This window comes from Parabacteroides sp. AM08-6 (assembly GCF_003473295.1).
In the GTDB taxonomy this organism is placed as follows: domain Bacteria; phylum Bacteroidota; class Bacteroidia; order Bacteroidales; family Tannerellaceae; genus Parabacteroides.
This window is the reverse complement of the sequence record NZ_QRMP01000019.1, coordinates 1-18,582: the sequence shown is the minus strand read 5'-3', so window position 1 is coordinate 18,582 and position 18,582 is coordinate 1. Positions and strand designations below refer to the sequence as shown.

The window sequence follows — 18,582 nt, the reverse complement described above, 5'->3', positions numbered from 1 at the left end:
CGAAAAGGAATATCATGAAAAAACATTATTAATAAAATAAGATGAGAACACAAATTTATTGCCTTTTATCTCTTTTATGGATTAGCTGTATGCCCCTTTCGGCGGCTAATCGTTGGGTTATTAATCCTGCCGGTGGTATCACATGGCAGATAGACGAAAAAATACCGCATGAAGACCATATCGAAATGAGTGGCCTGAAAGTGTCAACCGTTTTGCGTTACGGGGTGAACGAGAAAGGAGCGTTTATGCTAAACAGAAGTATGATTTGGCCGATGCTGCGGACTATCCCGAATAATACACATGCCAGCTTGATGAGACGTTTTGCCTGGAATATTACGGATATGGTGGAAGTAAACGGGCAATCCTTGCAGAACGAGAAAGTGACGGCTATAACTTTGAATGGTACGATGCAGGTACAAAGCGAGTTTAAGTTTTCCGGAAAAGGAAAGCTCGAACTGACTCGCATTCTGTTCCCTTCTACCTCCAACCCGGCTTTTTGTGAAAAATATAGTTTGAAGAATACCGGTGAAACAACCGTTTCTGTCGAAATTCCCTCTTCCCGTTCCGTGATAGAAACGGATAAGGCAAAAGGTGTGGACGGCAGCTATAAGCTGGTTTCTACCATTAACGGACAGGCAGCCAAGCAGTTGAAACCCGGTGAAGAATTGATATTCAGTGCTTCGTTTGCCGGTTACAAGCCAAATGAAAAGGAATTGTCTTTGGATATAGACAAAGAATTGCAGGCCCGCCAAGCTCTGATTGCCGGCTTTTGGGATAAACTGGTACTGGATACTCCGGACCCGGTTATCAATACCATGTTTGCTTTTGCTAAAATTCGTGGAGCCGAAAGTATCTATGACACGAAAGGCGGTTTATTGCACGGACCGGGAGGCGAATCGTATTACGCTGCTATCTGGGCAAACGACCAGGCTGAATATATCAATCCTTTTTTCCCTTATTTGGGATATGAAATCGGTAATCGTTCGGCATTTTGCTCATACGAGCATTTTGCCCGTTTTATGAACCCGGAGTATAAAGCATTACCGAGTTCCATCATTGCGGAAGGTACGGATATATGGGCGGGAGCCGGTGACCGTGGAGATGCCGCGATGGTGGCCTACGGAGCATCCCGCTATGCTTTGGCACGTGGTGATAAGGCGGAAGCTGAAAAACTGTGGCCGTTAATCGAATGGACACTTGAGTATTGCAAACGTAACCTGAACGAAGGGGGCGTCGTTGCTTCGGATGCCGACGAATTGGAAGGCCGTTTTCCTGCCGGAAAAGCAAATCTTTGTACTTCTTCTCTTTATTATGATGCATTGCGCTCTGCCGTTTATTTGGGAAAGGATTTGGGGAAGAAGGCATCACAGTTGGCTACTTACGCAAAAGAGGCTGAAACCTTGAAAAAGAATATGGACCGTTATTTTGGCGGAACAGTCGAGGGTTTCGATACTTATCAGTATTATGAAGGAAATGATGTTTTGCGCTCTTGGATTTGTATTCCGCTGACGGTTGGAATTTACGACCGGAAGGATGCGACCATACAAGCCTTGTTTTCACCGCGTTTGTGGACACCGGACGGTTTGTTGACACAGGCGGGAAGTGAGACTTTCTGGGACCGTTCCACGCTTTATGCGCTTCGCGGGGTATATGCTTGCGGGGAAACGGAGAAGGCAACCGATTATCTGAAGTTTTATTCAAACCAGCGTCTTCTGGGCGAGCATGTCCCTTATGCGATAGAGGCATGGCCGGAAGGTAATCAGCGTCATTTGTCAGCGGAAAGCGGTTTATATTGTCGTATCATTACGGAAGGAATGTTTGGTATCCGTCCGACCGGCTTGAAGTCGTTTTCATTGACTCCCCGTTTGCCGAAAGATTGGGATTATATGAATCTCGGAAAAATCGGTGCTTTTGGCGGAGATGTCGATATAGAGGTGAAGCGGTTATCCGATAGCAAGTTGAGTGTCGTGGTAAAAGCCGGAGATAAGGTTCTTTGTAACCGGAAAATAAAAGAAGGCGAGGAAATTCGTATAAAACGATAGAATGTTGAAAACCGGGTTGCTGGTTGTCTCTTTTAGAAATAGAGAAAGAAGGTCTAAATAATACCCATTAAAAATAAACAATATGATTTTCAAGGCTCAAGGTTTCCTTTTCTTATTCTGCGTTTTGTTCTTTGCCGGCAGTTTGCCTGTCGAGGCACAGCAATCGGATATAACTGTTACGAAAGATGAGCAACAGCGGAAAATTGATATTGTAATTGATGGAAAGTTGTTTACATCATTTCAATATCCTTCCGATTACGAGAAACCGTTTCTTTATCCGGTTTACTCGCCAAATGGTTCGGTTATCACAAGGGGGTATCCGATAGCTCCCCGGAAAGGGGAACGGGTGGACCATCCTCATCATGTCGGTTTGTGGTTTAATCACGGGAATGTGAACGGACTTGATTTCTGGAATAACTCTTTTGCGATTAAAGACAAAGAGAAATATGGACATATCGTAGTCACTAAAATTCTTAAAGCAAAAGGGGGAAAACAGGGACGGATTAAAGTCGTTTCGGAATGGAGAGACTGGAAAGATCAGGCTTTGCTCGAAGAAACGGCCGAATATATCATTACGGCAACAAAGAATACTCGTACAATCGACCATATTTCGACCTTGAAAGCCTTACAAGATGTGACATTCGCGGATAACAAAGAAGGAATGATTGCAATCAGGGTGGACCGGGCATTCGAAAAACCGACAAATGAAACGCTGATATTTACGGATGAACAGGGCAATCCGACAAAAGTAGAGGCCCAGGCAGATAACACGGATGTCAACGGCCTGTATTACAGTAGCGGAGGATATACCGGTGATGATGTTTGGTCCACAAGGAACGACTGGGTTTTATTGACAGGCGAAAAGGATGGTTCCGTAATCACGTTCGGTTTTTTTGATCATCCTGGAAATGTCGGTTATCCGTTTCATTCCCATGCTCGCGGATATGGATTGTTTGCTTCCAACAACTTGGGTGCCCGGTCTTATAATAAAAAGGATGCGGAAATAAATGTAATGCTACGGAAAGGAAAATCTCTGACGTTGAAACATCGTTTTTATTTGGAATCGGGCGAGAAGGTAACAAAGGAGAAGGCAAACAGTATTTTTTCGGCATTCTCCCGGGAATATTAGATTTTAATAACTTTAAATCATACGGACATGAAAACAAATTCAAGAAGAGACTTTATCCGGAAAGCATCTATGGGTGCTGTGGCAGCGGCTATTACCCCCTCTGTGTTGGATGCAAAAACGATACCGGCTCCTGAAATATTATCAGACTCGGCTAAAGGGGCGAATGACCGTATCCGGATAGCCGTGCTGGGCGTTAACGGACGAGGACAGAACCATATTGAGGAAATCATGAAAATCGCCGGCGATTATAAGGTTGAATTGGTGGCTTTATGTGACCCTGACATGGACATTTTACAAAAAAGAGTGGCGGAAGTCCGGGATAAATATGATAAAAAGATTGCTTTTGAGCAGGATTTCAGAAAGATTTACGATAATAAAGATATCGATGCGGTAACATTGGCAACCCCGAACCATTGGCATGCCCTTCAAACAATCTGGGCTTGCCAGGCCGGGAAAGATGTTTATGTGGAAAAACCGGCAACCCATAATATTTATGAAGGACGGAAAATGATAGAAGCCGCTTATAAATATAATCGGATTGTACAGCATGGGGTACAATTAAGGAGTTCGGTTGCCATCCGGGAAGCTGTAGAGCATCTGAGAAACGGATTGATAGGCCGTGTATATATGTCGAGAGGACTGGTTTATCGTTGGAGACCGGATATAGGGAATAAAGGTATTTCCAAGAAACCGGCCGGTCTGGATTATGACCTTTGGTGCGGACCGGCTCCGATGGTTCCGTTCACTAAAAACTTGGTGCATTACAACTGGCATTGGCACTGGAATTATGGAAACGGGGATGTCGGTAATCAAGGTATCCATGAAACGGATTTGTGTATGTGGGGGCTGGGGGTCGACCATTTACCGGAAGAAATCACCTCTATGGGAGGAAAGTTCTTATGGGATGATTGCAAAGAAGTGCCTGAAATACAGACTTCTGTTTATCACTATCCGAAGGAAAAGAAGATGATTCAGTTTGAGGTGAGGAACTGGTGTACGAATTTGGAAGATGGAGCCGGTGTGGGTAATATCTTTTACGGTGATAAAGGATATATGGTGATTAAAGGATATGATACCTATGAAACGTATTTAGGAGAAAAAAGAGAAAAAGGGCCGAGCCGTTCGGAAGGAGGGGAATTGACTCGTCATTTTCAGAATTGGGTCGATGCGATGAGGGCACGTGATATGAGTATCCAGAATGGTCCTGTCCAAACAGGGCATTTGTCCTCTGCACTTGCACATTTAGGAAATATCTCTTTCAGGCTGGGGAAACAATTGCGCTTTGACCCGGTAGCCGAACGGTTTATCGGGGATGCTGAGAATGAAGCAAATGCGATGTTGAGCCGGGATTATCGCGCTCCTTATGTTTTACCTGAAATTATATGATGGTTGGAGATAAAAAAGGGGAGACATTCGAAGCGGGATGTCTCCTCTTCTGTTAGAATAGCCCTTCCCATAGTCTGTTTTTCGGAATAAAATCCGTACTTTTGTATCCCATTTAAAGCAGATACAAATGAACTACAAAATAAAAAGTCCCGCTTCCCTGAAGGCTTCCGTACAACTACCGGCTTCCAAAAGTATCTGTAACCGGGCGTTGATACTGAATGCTTTGAGTTATAGTCCTTACGATATTCAAAACTTGTCGGATTGTGATGATACCGAAGTGATGGTGAAAGCACTCAATTCGAATATGCGCGATTTTGATATAAAAGCAGCCGGGACAGCCATGCGATTTCTTACGGCTTTTTTGTCGAAGGTCGTAGGAGAATGGACCATTACAGGAACAGAACGGATGAAGAACCGTCCGGTCAAAATCTTGGTGGATGCCTTGAATGAATTAGGTGCTAAAGTCGAATATATGGAGAAAGAAGGGTATCCGCCTCTTCGTATTTTCGGATGTGCCTTGCATGGTGGCGAAATTTCACTGGCAGGAGGCGTTAGTTCACAGTATATATCTGCCTTATTGATGATTGCTCCTTTAATGGAAAAAGGATTGACGCTTCATCTGGAAGGCAATATTATTTCCAAACCTTATATCAATCTGACGTTACAGCTAATGAAATTGTTTGGTGTCACAGCCGACTGGAATGGTCAGACCATCAAAGTTGCTCCTCAGGAATATACGCCGATTCGTTTTACGGTCGAATCCGACTGGAGCGCAGCATCTTATTGGTATGAGATGATGGCGCTTTCCCGAAACGCGGAAATAGAATTGTCGGGGTTGTTCAAAAACAGCCTCCAGGGAGATGCTGCGGGTGCGAAACTATTTGCGGAATTGGGTGTCGGCACTACTTTTACGGAGTGTGGAGTTGTGTTGAGACATACGAGGAGTGTGACAAAGAAACTCGTTTATAACTTTGTCAACGAACCGGATTTAGCTCAAACATTTGTTGTCACCTGTGTGTTGTTGAATATTCCTTTCCGTTTTACCGGCTTGCAAAGTCTGAAAATAAAGGAAACGGATCGTATTGAAGCACTGAAGACGGAACTTCGTAAACTCGGTTATCTGTTGAAAGATAGTAATGATAGTATTCTGGAATGGAATGGTGAACGGACTGAACCTGAGGCGAATCCGGTTATCGCTACTTACGAGGATCACAGGATGGCAATGGCTTTTGCTCCGGTTGCACTGCTCTGTCCGGAGGGAATTGAGATTGCGAATCCGGAAGTTGTAAGTAAAAGTTATCCGCATTATTGGGAAGATTTGAAAACTGCCGGCTTTTCGATAAGTTAAAAGAATATGTGGTATATTGTTATAGGAATTGTATTATTAGGTATCGTCGCAGCCATTGCCGGTTATTTTCGAAACCGGAAATTGCAGCGAATGCTTGAACGCGGCGAGATAACTGAAATACCGGAAGCCAAAGAACTGGCGGATGCCGAATGTTGCGGACAGCATGAAACTTGCGAACGCGATAGTCTGCTTGCTGCTGTCAGCAAAAAGGTGGAATATTATGATGATGAGGAGTTGGACCGCTTTCAAGGAGTGGAAGCGGACGAATATGAGGAGGAAGCAGTCGATGAGTTCCGGGAGGTTCTTTATACCCTTCAGGATATTGAGGTTGCCGGTTGGCTCCGTAGCCTTCAGCTCCGGGGTGTCAATTTGCCGGATGCGCTGAAAGATGAAGCTTTTCTGATAGTCGGCGAACGTCGTATTCATTAGTTAGGGAATGGGTTTTTATTTTATCCGAAAGGATTTAAAATAGAATTCCTTACTATGTTGCAAATATTTTTGGCACGCCCATTGCAAAATCAAATAAAAGTATTACCTTCGCATCTGATATGACCTCCCACGCTTCCCGAAGAACAGCGCACCCGGGGAGGTCTTCGAGTTTTTACATGGTAGCTTCTTGTTAAATTGACTGATAGAATAGATTATATCAAGAAGCCGTTGACACTCACCGAGCAAATTGCACGACTTAAACAACGGGGACTCGTTTTCGATGATGAAAGCGAGGCAATCGCTTATCTTTTTAATATTAGCTACTATCGACTTCGTGCTTACACTTATCCGTTCCAAGAGAATGGTGAGGATTCCGAACACAACTTCACTCGTAAAGATATTCATTTCAAAGACATCATAGACCTTTATTGTTTTGACCGCAGACTGCGTTCGCTTATCTTCAATGCCATTGAAAAGATTGAAGTCGCAGTGCGCACGAAAATTGTACAGGTCTATGCTGAAAGTACAAGCGATAGCCATTGGTACGATGATGAAAGTTTGTATCGTTTCGGTTATAACGACTTGATGAAACATATCGAAGCGGATGTAAACCGTAGCAACGAAGATTTTATTAAGCATTATAACATTAAATACGACAATCCTCCAATGCCGCCAAGTTGGATGGCACTCGAAGTAGTGTCGTTTGCCACATTGAGCCGCTTGTTCCAATCCTTAAAGTTAGACAGCTGCAAAGAGTATATTACCGAACAATTCGGCTTGAAGAAAGTGGCTATACTGGAGAATTGGCTACACGCCATTTCCAATCTCCGAAATTGCTGCGCTCACCACAGTCGCGTTTGGAATCGTCGTTTTATGGTCAGTGTAACCTTGCCATACAACACCCTTTATCCTTTTATGGATAGAACTACAATCGGACAGATACGCACGAATAAATTGTTTGCCGTACTATCTTGTATCGCGTATATCCTTGATATTATTAGTCCCGGAAGCGACTTCAAAAAGAATATCAAGGAGTTACTCAAATCTGATTGCCGTCTGCTCGACCTTAAAGATATGGGACTTCCCAAATATTGGCAATCACTTCCCGTTTGGCGATTTTTATGAAGAAATTTGAGTATAAATTTTATACTTTTGCATAGACATTCGAAAGAAAATAAATTACATCCGAAAGGAATATCGTATGGATTTACTACACTATAGTTTTTTTCAACATGCGCTGATAGGCAGCTTGTTAACAGCAATTGCCTGTGGTATTGTCGGGACTTATATCGTTTCGCGCCGCTTGGTTTTTATCAGTGGAGGCATTACGCACGCATCCTTCGGGGGACTCGGGCTGGGCTTTTATCTGGGAATGAACCCCATTTTGATGGCGATGGCATTCTCTGTATTATCCGCCTTTGGTGTGGAGTGGGTGAGCAAAACGCAGAATATACGGGAAGACTCGGCTATAGCAGGTGTCTGGTCGTTGGGGATGGCTTTGGGGGTTGTCTTTATTTTCCTGACTCCCGGATATGCTCCTAATCTTTCTGCCTATTTGTTTGGGAATATACTGACTATTTCGAAGGGAGATATTTATTGGATAGCCGGACTTTCTTTTGTCTTAGTCATTCTCTTTTCCCTATTTTTGAGGGAGATAGTGTATGTGGCTTTCGACCGTGATTTTGCCGTTACCCAGCAGTTGCCGGTAAAATGGATAGAGTATATAATGATGTTTTTCATAGCTGTTACCATAGTCCTTTCTATCCGTCTGGTCGGTATTATGTTGCTTATGAGCCTGTTAACATTGCCGCAGATTACGGTAAACCTCTTCACTTCGGATTTTAAAAAGATAATCTGGGGTAGTATTCTCATCGGCTTTTTGGGATGCGTGGCCGGTTTGGTTCTATCTTATTTCCTCAATGTCCCTTCCGGAGCTTTTATCATTTTAGTTTTGGTTGTTTTCTTTTTAATAGTCAAAGCAATAAAGTATTGGTTTAATCGTTAATGTAAAGACAGGCTCTGCCCGGTTTTTACAATAAAAATGAAGAAAAGCTTTTACTATATAATCGCATTATTGGCTATCTCTTTGCTTTGGTCGTGCAGCACGAAGAAAAACACCAAAGCAAGCCGTTTTTATCATGCCTTTAATAGCCGGTACAACATCTATTTCAATGGAAAAACCTCTTTTGACGAGGCACTCCTTTCTATGCAAAATGGTTATAGGGAGAGTTATTCCGATATGATTTATATGTATCCTATCAGTGCCCAGCCGAAAGATAAACAAACGACAGGTGGCCCTTTCGACCGTGCCATCGAGAAAAGCAATAAAGCCATCAAACTGCACTCCATAAAGGCCAAGCCCGCTAAAAAGCCGGGGTGGCGCAATGACCCTAAACAGCGGGCTTTCCAAGAGCAGGAAGAGTATAATCCTTTTCTGAAGAAATGTTGGCTGATGATGGGGCAGGCGCAATTCTACAATGCCGATTTTTTGCAGGCGTCCGCCACATTTTCTTATATCGCCCGCCATTATGCGCAGGATGATGAAGTCGTGACGGAAGCTCGTCTCTGGCAAGCTCGTTGCTATTCGGAAATGGGCTGGTTTTATGAATCGGAAGATATTCTCGGTAAACTCAATACAAACGGAATTCCCCGTAAAAACCTGAAACAATATGCTGCCGTATATGCCGATTACCTGGTGAAAAATAAGCAATATGGAGAAGCTGTCCCTTATTTCAAAACAGCTATCAAGGCGGAAAAAAACAAGCGCCAGCGTACGCGGATGAAATATTTGTTGGGACAGATTTATGCGGAACAGGAACAGAATGGCTTGGCATACCAGATGTTTGGGGAAGTGGCTAAAGCTAATCCGCCGTATGAACTGGAATTTGCCGCTCGTATCCGCCAGACCGAGGTTTTCACCGGGAATAATTATCAGAAGGTGGTAAAGATGCTTAACCAGATGGCGAAAAGCGATAAAAACAAAGACTTGTTGGATCAGGTTTATTATGCTCTCGGGAATGTGTATTTGAGCCGGGAAGATACGACAAATGCCATCCTGAATTATCAGTCGGGCATCGAGAAAAGTACACAGAATGGCTTGGATAAAGCAGTCTGCCAGATACGGTTGGGGGACATCTACTTCAAGATGCGCGATTATGTGAAAGCACAACCTTGTTTCAGTGGCGCATTGTCCGGTATACAAAAAGAATATAAAGATTACGAACGTGTAGCTAAACTTTCATCTGTATTGGATGAGTTGGTCGTACACGTGGAGGCCGTCCATTTGCAGGATAGTTTGCAGACTTTGGCAAAAATGCCGGAAGGTGAACGTTTGGCTGTCATCGATAAAATTATTGAAAAGGTCAAAAAAGAGGAGGAAGAAGCAAAAGCTCTCGCTGAAAAAGATGCTTATCTGGCTAATCAGGAAGCGCAAGGGAACGGAATAGACCGTCCCGGAACGGAGACAGGGGGGATTACGCTGCCGACAACAACCGGTGGTGCTACCTTCTATTTCTATAATCCGCAAACTGTCGCACAGGGTAAAACACAATTCCAACGCAAATGGGGTCGCCGTACACTCGAAGATAACTGGCGCCGCCGTAAGAAGGAAATGTCTACTTTCGACGAAAACATGGCGGATGAAAACGTTGACACGCAGGAGACAATTGCCGGTGCGGAAGGGGAAGCGATGGTGTCCGATTCATTGGAAGCCGGCCTGCCGGAAGTTGCCGCCGATGATCCGAAAACGCGCGAATATTATATCCAACAGCTTCCTCTCACACCTGAAGATGTGGATGCCTCGAATGTGATTATAGAAGACGGCCTGTATAATATGGCCATGATTTACAAGGACAAGCTGGAAGATATTCCTTTGTCTATCGAAGCCTTTGGAGAGTTGGAACGCCGTTTCCCGGATAATCAGCACCGCTTGGAAAGTTATTATCAGGTTTATTTGATGGCACTCCGCTCCAACAATACGGCAGTGGCTACCGAATATAAAAACAAGCTGATAGCTGCTTTCCCGGAATCGGATTATGCGATAGCCATTGCCGACCCGAATTACGAATATAACATCCGGATGATGGACGTCGTGCAGGACTCTATCTACCAGGCTACTTACGACCGTTACCTGAAAGGGGATACCGTTTCCGTGCGCCGGAATTACCGTCAGGTGAGCGAGAAATATCCGTTGGCTACCCTGATGCCGAAATTCATGTTCTTGGATGCGTTGACTTATGTACAAGCCGGTGATGCCGAAGGGTTTAAGAATGCTTTGAAAGCGCTGGTGGAGAAGTATCCTTCGGCAGATGTGACGGAATTGGCCGGTGAGATGCTGAAAGGTGTCCTGCGCGGACGGACGATGGTGCAAGGCGGAATTACGGGTATGACTTGGAATTTGCGTTTCGGTGTCGGGGATGATGGTACGCTTTCGGCTGCCGACTCGGCTCGCACATTTAATCCCGAACCTAATACTTCTTACCGGATGCTTCTGATGTATCCGACCGGAAGTGTGGATAAAAACCAACTCTTGTTTGCTGTAGCCGCCTACAACTTTGCGAACTTTATGGTAAAAGAGTTTGATTTGAGTTTCGAAGAAGCCGGTCCGATGAGTATGCTTATCATAAGCGGTTTCTATAACTTCGACGAAATCTTGCAATATTATAAGATGATATACGGCAAAGACGGCTATGCGAATGCGTTGGATAAGAATGTAGCCATCCTGCCTATTTCCGACGATAACTACGAAACTTTGATGCGTGGGAAGACGTTGGAAGAATACGTTGCCTTCTTTGAAGAAAACTTTGGCGAAGTCGCTCCTGAACTTGCTGCCCGCTGGAAGGCCCGGATGGATGCCGAAGCTGAGGATTCTGCTGTAGAGGAAGATAAGGAACCGGAAGATGAAATGATGGAGCCGGTTGTAGAACCTGCTACAGAACCGGATACGGTGAAACCTATTAAGACGGTTCGTCCGAAAGAACAACCGAAAGATACGGTGCCTCCAGTCATTCCGGAGGTTGTAGTCCCGGTAGAACAACCGGTGGATACGGTAACTATTCTGCCTGTAACAACCGATACGATTGTTCCTGTCACCGAAGATACGCTTCCTGCTGTTTCCACTCCGGTAGAACAACCGAAGGAACTGACACTGAAAGAGATTGAAGAAATCCGCAAGCGTGAAGCAGCCGAGGAAGAAGCACGTAAAAAAGAGGAGCGCGAGGCTTTTGAAGCTGAACAAAAAGCTAAGAAAGAAATGCAGGAACGTGCTGCGAAAGAGAATGAAGAGCTTCTGAAAAAGCAGAAAGCCGAAGACGAGGCTCGCCTGAAAGCAAAAGCCGAACAGGAGAAAAAGCTCGAACTCGACCGTAAGACAAAAATGAAGCAACAGCAGGCCGACCGTAAAGCGAAAGAGAAAGCGCGCGAAGAACTCCGCAAGCAGAAAGAACGTGAATACAAGAACCGTTTGAAGCAGAAGGAGAAAGAACGCAAACAGAAAGAACGCGAATATAAGGAAAAGCTGAAGAAGAAAGAAAAAGAGCGTCGTGAAGCCCAGAAAGCGAAGGAAGCTGCCCGTAAACGATAATCTTTCGTGCAATATAAAAAAAAGACCGTCCCCAGTCGAGGCGGTCTTATTTTTTTATGGTCATCGATAGGGTTTAAAATCCGAAATATTGTTTTGCATTATTGTAGCTGATGTCTTCTACCATTTTGCCTAAGAACGGCAGTTCCGAGGCTGGTAACATGCCGTTTTCTACTTCCCGGCCCAAGATATTGCACAGGATACGGCGGAAGTATTCATGACGCGGATACGACAGGAAACTGCGGGAGTCGGTCAGCATTCCGACAAAACGACTTAAAAGCCCTAAATCGGAAAGTACGTTTATTTGTTTTTCCATGCCGTGTATCTGGTCTAAGAACCACCAGCCGGAGCCGTATTGCATCTTTCCGGGAACCGTACCGTCGTTGAAGCTGTAGATGGTACTGACCATCAGTTCGTTGTCGCGTGGATTCAGATTGTAGAAGATGGATTTGGCCAAAGCCCCTTCTTCATCCAGACGACTCAGGAAACGGGCCAGCGGGGTGGCTACTTCGGCATCGCCAATGGCATCGTAACCGGTGTCGGGACCGAGCTTTTTGAACATGCGGGCATTGTTGTTGCGGGTTGCACCGATATGGAATTGTTGTACCCAGTTGCTTTGGGCATCCATCAGTGCCAATTCGTATAACATGGCTGAACGGAATTTGTCGGTTTCTTCTGCTGTCAACTCCTTCTTCATACGGGCTTTCAGGAAGATTGTTTCTATTTCGGCATCCGTGTAAGGGGTTGCATAAAAGGTGCTTAGCCCGTGGTCGGAAAGACAGCATCCTTGCGAGGCGAAGAAATCGTGCCGTTTCCGGAGCGCATTCAGCAGGTCCTTGAAATTCAGGATGGTGATGTCTGCAACGGCTTCCAGTTTAGTCAGATAATCGTTGTAGGCGGCAACGTTTTCGATGGCCATCGCTTTGTCCGGACGCCAGGCGGGAAGAACTTTCGTTTTCAGGTTGCTTTTGCGGATAGCGGCATGATATTCCAGATTATCGACAGGGTCGTCGGTTGTACAGACCACCTCCACATGCATGCGTTCCATGATGGCTTGCGCGCGGAACTCCGCTGTTTGCAGCTTAGCCGTACATTCATCGTAGATTTCGCGGGCGGTAGCCGGATTCAACACTTTATCGACTCCGAAAATACGACTTAGCTCGAGATGTGTCCAATGATAGAGCGGATTGCGCATCGCATATTGAAGGGTTTCCGCCCATTTCTCGAATTTTTCGTATGCTGGTTTGTCTCCTGTGACGTATTCTTCCGGGACACCGTTGGCACGCATAACACGCCATTTGTAATGGTCGCCGCCCAACCAGATTTCCGTCAGGTCGGCAAACTTGTGATTATCGGCTATTTGTTGCGGGCTAAGATGACAGTGATAGTCGATAATCGGCATTTTGGATGCATGCGCATGATAGAGCTTTTGAGCTGTCTCCGTTTGGAGTAGGAAATTAGAATCAAGGAATGTTTTCATGATATTAGAGGTTACATAATTCAACGGTATTTTTTGATAATGGATAAAGCCTCCCGGCAAAGTGTGCTGATGCCTTCCCAATTGCCACCGGCAATCATCTCTTTCGGGAAAAGTTTGGAGCCCATACCTACACAGGTGACCCCTGCCTTGAACCATGCCGAGAGATTTTCTTCGGTCGGTTCCACCGCACCGGTCGCCATGATAAGAGACCAGGGCATCGGAGCTTTCATGTTTTTAACGAACGACGGTCCTCCTACGTTTCCCGCCGGAAATATCTTGCATAGGTCGCAACCTGCTTCCTGCGCGAAACCTATTTCCGAAACGGAACCGCATCCCGGTGTATAAGGAACCAGACGGCGGTTGCACACTTTGGCTACTTCGGGGTTGAATAACGGTCCGACTACGAAGTTCGCCCCCAGCTGCAAATACAAGGCTGCTGTTCCGGCATCCACTACGGAGCCGACACCCAGTATCAATTCCGGGCAATCTTTTACCACAAACTTGTTCAGTTCCGCAAATACTTCGTGTGCGAAATCCCCACGGTTGGTAAATTCGAAAGCACGTACACCCCCTTCGTAACAGGCTTTTACTACCTGCTTGGCTATTTCAGCCTCTTTATTGTAATAAACAGGAACCATTCCGGTGCTGATGATGGCATCCAGTACCTGCATTTTGTTAAATCGTGCCATGATGATAAATTTATAAACAGTTATTACTTTCTTTTCTTAAAGAGCATTCGACGAATATAAAGAATCGTCCTGTGTTTATTCGTCAACGCTACCATGCAAATATACTTTCAATATATGTTGAAAGTAAAAAAGACAATTGTGTTTCTTGTATTCAACAGATGTCTTTTTATCTTTCCATATTCTGGTTAGAATATTTGCATGGGACGAAATTGTTCGGAGCTACTGACCTTTTCCGGAAAAGGATGTTGCCTTTTTCCAGAAAGGAAAGTTCTTTTCCTGCTTTCGGATGGGTTTTATCGTGAAACACGTCCCGAGGCATCTCCCTTCATTAACTTTTCAACTTCATCGACAGTCACTTGGTTGAAATCACCGTAAATCGTGTGTTTCAGGCAAGAAGCAGCTACGGCAAAATCGAGTGCTTGCCGGTCATCGGAAGGATAAGTCAGCAGGCCGTAAATGAGACCACCCATAAAGGAGTCTCCTCCGCCTACACGGTCTACGATATGTGTGATATCGTAGCGGCGGGACTGGTATAGTTTGCCGTCAGCATACAAAACGCCTCCCCAAGTGTTGTGATTGGCATTGATGGAACCGCGCAGGGTGATAATAACCTTTTTGGCCCGTGGAAACTTCGTCATGAGTTGCCGGCATACGGATTCAAACTCGGCAGCGTTTACCTCTCCCTCCGTTTGTGCGACATCGAAACCTTCCGGCTTGATACCGAACACTTTTTCGGCATCTTCCTCGTTTCCCAGGATTACATCGCAGCCGGCCACCAAATCCGGCATTACTTCACCGGCTGTCTTTCCGTACTTCCACAGGTTTTTCCGGTAATTCAAATCGCACGATACCGGTATTCCCATACGGTTTGCCACCTGTATAGCTTCCAGGCAAGCATCGGCAGCTCCTTGCGAGATAGCCGGTGTGATACCTGTCCAATGAAACCAGGCAGCCTCTTTAAAAACTTCTTCCCAGTCGACCATGCCCGGTGTGATTTCGGAAATAGCAGAGTGAGCGCGGTCGTAAACCACTTTGCTGGCGCGGGCTACGGCGCCTGTTTCCAGAAAATAAATCCCTAAGCGTTCCCCTCCGTATACGATGTGTGAGGTTCCGACACCATATTTACGTAAATCCATTACGCAAGCGCGTGCGATGTCGTTTTCGGGCAAACGGGTTACAAACTCTGTCGGGATACCGTAATTGGCTAATGACACAGCCACATTGGCTTCTCCTCCTCCAAAGGTGGCATTCAATTTATCACTCTGACAAAAACGGAGATAGTCCGGCGTAGCCAGCCTGAGCATGATTTCTCCAAAGGTTATTACTTTTTTATCCATATCAATGGTTTATAATGTATTCTGCTCACAAAAATAGGAGAATATTTTTTAAATACTCGCGTTGTGTGTGCGAAAACATATTAATTAACACAAAGTTTGTGTCAGAAGGGGAATTGTCTGTTATTTCTCGATATTGATTGGATACAGATTACAGGGACTTAATTCTATCAGCTAATCTTCTTTTACTCATTGGTCTTTTCTTTTTTTTAAAAAATGAGAATAACTATGCCAAAATAGCACTACAGGAAGAGATGATATAGTGGAAAGTACACTTATCTGGTTGTTTATAAGCTCGACTTCTGCTTTATGAGATAACAATGCAGAGATTTGCCCGATTATCAAAATGTCACTATCATAGCGACTAAATGGGATTAGTATGGCGGGTAAAATGAATTACCCGCACATGTAACCTTTTTTGACGTATTATTCCGATAGTAAAATGCTTAAATAGAGAGCATACTGTCAATCGGTAGAGGTAAGAAAAAGGCAGATGATTTTGTATGACATATTTTTTGTCGTGTACTGTGGTCCTATTAGGTATTTCTGATATTCGTATATTCAATAGGATGGGGAGTCCCAATTTTAGGGGGAATAGTCAAGCTTGAAAACGATGGATTTTCAGGCCTCGAAACCTCGTTTTTTTGCTCTTTTGCGAAAAACGCGAAAAATCAAGGTGTTCTAATACTTCAGGAAATAGTTTCTACATATTGATTAACAAGTGATTATGAACAAAAACCGGAAATTGAAAAAAGTGCTGATTTTAGGGGGTCGGAATAGGGGGTAAAAACGATAAAAAGTGTTGATATACAATAAGATAGAAGAATGGTAAGAATGACGAAAAAAAACGTACGTTTATTTTCGTCACAAAAATACGGATAAGTTTTAAACTGACAACTATTTTCCAGAAGAAATTTATTTTTTCTATATGCTTTCTTATCAATCAGATAGCTTATGATGTACGAAAAACCACCTTTCTTATACGAACTTTCAAAAACGCAAAAAAAATGCCAAAAATAAACGTACGTTTTATTTAGTCATTATACAGAATTTAACAACGTGCGGGATAGTGAACTTTTTAATTTCGATACATTATTATTAATATTAAATTTAGAATTATGAACAAAAGAATTTCTACTCTTTTGGCCAGTGTCCTGCTGGCCGGTAGTGTCGGGGCGTTTGCGGAGACTATAGCCCCTACTGAATTAAAAACAGGAGATGTCGTTTTTGTGAAGAATGCCTTCGATGAATCTCAGGGCTCTAATCTTTTTTCCACTTATTTGAAAGCACAAGGAGATAATGGTATTGTTACTGCTAAACAGAGTGATTATGTGCTGGATACAAAAGCAAAGATAGACTCTGTTAGTTGGAAAATTACAGTGCGTGAAAATGCAAGAGGTGAAAAAGATTATAAATTTACAAACGTTGCAACAGGTGTCGTAATGGCTTATGATGCTCCGAAACAACCTGCAGTGGTTGAAAATGATAACTATGATGGTCTTGCTACTAGTACTGATTCTGCTAAGGTGGTAGCAGCAACGGATAAGAATTCTTATTGGTCGGTAGATGCGTATAATGATACTTATACTATCGCTTATAAGTATCATACAGAAGATGGTGATTCTGTTGTCGCTGTTGGAGCTTATCGTTATACGGAAAAATCTGAAGCTTACATGGTTCGTACAGCGAGGGTTGAGTTTAGTTCTGATATGGCCACGTCTTTAGGTGACTTAGCAGGTCTTACTGGTATACATATTGCTGATTTTGGTCAGTGGACACTGGATGATGGCGTTGAAGCTGCCTTGACCGCTATGTACAACATCCCTTATTCAGAATTGAAAGCTTCTCGTATCCGTTCTACGAACATCCAGGGATTGGTGAACTTCCAGATTGTTCCGGTTGAATATAATGCTGGAACTGATAAACTTGAAGTTGTAAAAGATCCTAAGGGAACAGAAACTACATTTGCATTCCTGCCCGTATCACAAATCGGTTTGGATAACCCTAAATATTATACAATCGATACAGCTCGTTATAATATCGCAGGTAAACATAATGATGCTGTTTATGCTTATGGTTTGGATACTGATACGATTATTAAAAAATTGGATGCTGATAGCCCTAAGAACGGTCTGCGCGTATTTACTCTGATGCGTGAAGTAGGTAATGCCGATAGTATTATCTTCCGTCCGGCTTCTATCGTGAAATATAAAGAAAATGCAACCGAAGCTCCTTATTATGAAGTAGAAGCCAACCCTAGTAATGGGCCTTTGACGCTTGGTGAATATGAATACAAAACTGGTGAAGTCGTTTTAGGTCAAGCTAAATTGGAGAATACGAAATTAGTTTCTACTGTATTTGCTGTAGAAGATGAACGTGTAGAAGGTATTTTGCGTCCTTACGCATTTACAGCACCTGTATATCCTAACATTGAAGTAGGTTACTACTTTATCAAGAATAAGGCAGCAGACAAAGCAAATGCGGATGTTAAGATCTACGATAAATATTATGTATACGGTTTGTGCGAAAAAGACGGTACAGGTTATGTCGCAGAACCTTCTGCAGACAACTCTTACCAAGTATGGGTTGTATCCGGAAAAGACGATAAGCTGAAAGTTCAGAACCGTTATACAAAAGAAGTATTGGGTGATGTATTATATGAAGTAGGCGATGGTTTATATTCAACGGGTAATTTGGATACTTTGGCATTCGTAACTGCTGATGCAGAGAAGGGTGCTATTGATTATTTCGCAATCGATCCTGCTGATATAAACTATAAGAAATTCGCATTAGGTCTGGTAAACGGTATCGGTGCAAACATCTATGTAACAACAGTAGCCGACTCAGTTCTGGGTGTAAAGGCAGATGATGCTTCCTTGATGTTGTATCCGACAATAGGAACAGTAACAAAATATGGTGTAAATGACGAATTGTTAGCTACCGCTTATACTTTCAAAACTAAAGATGGTAAGGTCTTAGGTAAAGTTGGCAATAAATATGTCGTTTCAAAGAACATAGATGCAGTTCTGTTATTCTTTAAGGTTGCTGCCGATGGTGAATATTATGTAGTAGAAAGTGCTTTGACAGGTACAATTGAAGAACAATTGGAAGCAGAAGTAGCATATCTGACCACAAAAGCAACAGACAACTACCTGACAACAAATACA

Annotated in this window: 12 protein-coding genes; 9 read left to right on the top strand and 3 right to left on the bottom strand. The window is 43.8% G+C overall.

Annotation, left to right across the window (positions count from 1 at the left end; translation table 11 throughout):
• Positions 1–41 precede the first annotated feature (41 nt).
• The 8 genes from DW103_RS11995 to DW103_RS11960 all read left to right on the top strand — a co-directional run bounded on the left by DW103_RS11995 (position 42) and on the right by DW103_RS11960 (position 11,915).
• Positions 42–2,042 carry a hypothetical protein gene (locus DW103_RS11995; protein ID WP_122276445.1) on the top strand — a complete coding sequence of 667 codons (2,001 nt, stop codon included), beginning with the start codon at positions 42–44 and terminating at the stop codon, positions 2,040–2,042.
• 82 nt (positions 2,043–2,124) lie between these two features.
• Positions 2,125–3,171 carry a PmoA family protein gene (locus DW103_RS11990; RefSeq protein WP_122276443.1) on the top strand — a complete coding sequence of 349 codons (1,047 nt, stop codon included), beginning with the start codon at positions 2,125–2,127 and terminating at the stop codon, positions 3,169–3,171.
• A 27-nt stretch (positions 3,172–3,198) separates the two neighbouring features.
• Positions 3,199–4,557: a Gfo/Idh/MocA family protein gene (locus DW103_RS11985; protein ID WP_122276441.1), complete on the top strand. Its 1,359-nt coding sequence runs from the start codon at positions 3,199–3,201 to the stop codon at positions 4,555–4,557.
• A gap of 127 nt (positions 4,558–4,684) precedes the next feature.
• On the top strand, positions 4,685–5,905 hold the full coding sequence (locus DW103_RS11980) for a 3-phosphoshikimate 1-carboxyvinyltransferase (protein ID WP_122276439.1): 1,221 nt from the start codon (positions 4,685–4,687) through the stop codon (positions 5,903–5,905).
• 6 nt (positions 5,906–5,911) lie between these two features.
• Positions 5,912–6,334, top strand: coding sequence for a phospholipase (locus tag DW103_RS11975; RefSeq protein WP_122276437.1), 423 nt, complete (start codon positions 5,912–5,914; stop codon positions 6,332–6,334).
• 195 nt (positions 6,335–6,529) lie between these two features.
• A complete protein-coding gene (locus DW103_RS11970; RefSeq protein ID WP_370453483.1) occupies positions 6,530–7,459 on the top strand; it encodes an Abi family protein in 930 nt (309 codons plus the stop codon).
• Between the two features lie 76 nt (positions 7,460–7,535).
• A complete protein-coding gene (locus DW103_RS11965; RefSeq protein WP_122276435.1) occupies positions 7,536–8,339 on the top strand; it encodes a metal ABC transporter permease in 804 nt (267 codons plus the stop codon).
• A gap of 36 nt (positions 8,340–8,375) precedes the next feature.
• Entirely contained in the window at positions 8,376–11,915 is a 3,540-nt protein-coding gene (locus tag DW103_RS11960; RefSeq protein WP_122276433.1) for a cell envelope integrity protein TolA, read from the top strand.
• 73 nt (positions 11,916–11,988) lie between these two features.
• Here DW103_RS11960 and uxaC read toward each other — a convergent pair whose 3' ends face one another.
• From uxaC to DW103_RS11945, 3 genes are all read right to left on the bottom strand, one after another.
• On the bottom strand, positions 11,989–13,392 hold the full coding sequence (uxaC, locus tag DW103_RS11955) for a glucuronate isomerase (RefSeq protein ID WP_122276503.1): 1,404 nt from the start codon (positions 13,390–13,392) through the stop codon (positions 11,989–11,991).
• Between the two features lie 20 nt (positions 13,393–13,412).
• A complete protein-coding gene (locus DW103_RS11950) occupies positions 13,413–14,081 on the bottom strand; it encodes a bifunctional 4-hydroxy-2-oxoglutarate aldolase/2-dehydro-3-deoxy-phosphogluconate aldolase (RefSeq protein ID WP_122276431.1) in 669 nt (222 codons plus the stop codon).
• Between the two features lie 293 nt (positions 14,082–14,374).
• Entirely contained in the window at positions 14,375–15,418 is a 1,044-nt protein-coding gene (locus DW103_RS11945; protein WP_122276429.1) for a sugar kinase, read from the bottom strand.
• 1,115 nt (positions 15,419–16,533) lie between these two features.
• Here DW103_RS11945 and DW103_RS11940 point away from each other — a divergent pair.
• The coding region (locus tag DW103_RS11940; protein WP_147381210.1) for a hypothetical protein at positions 16,534–18,582 on the top strand (2,049 nt) is incomplete at its 3' end.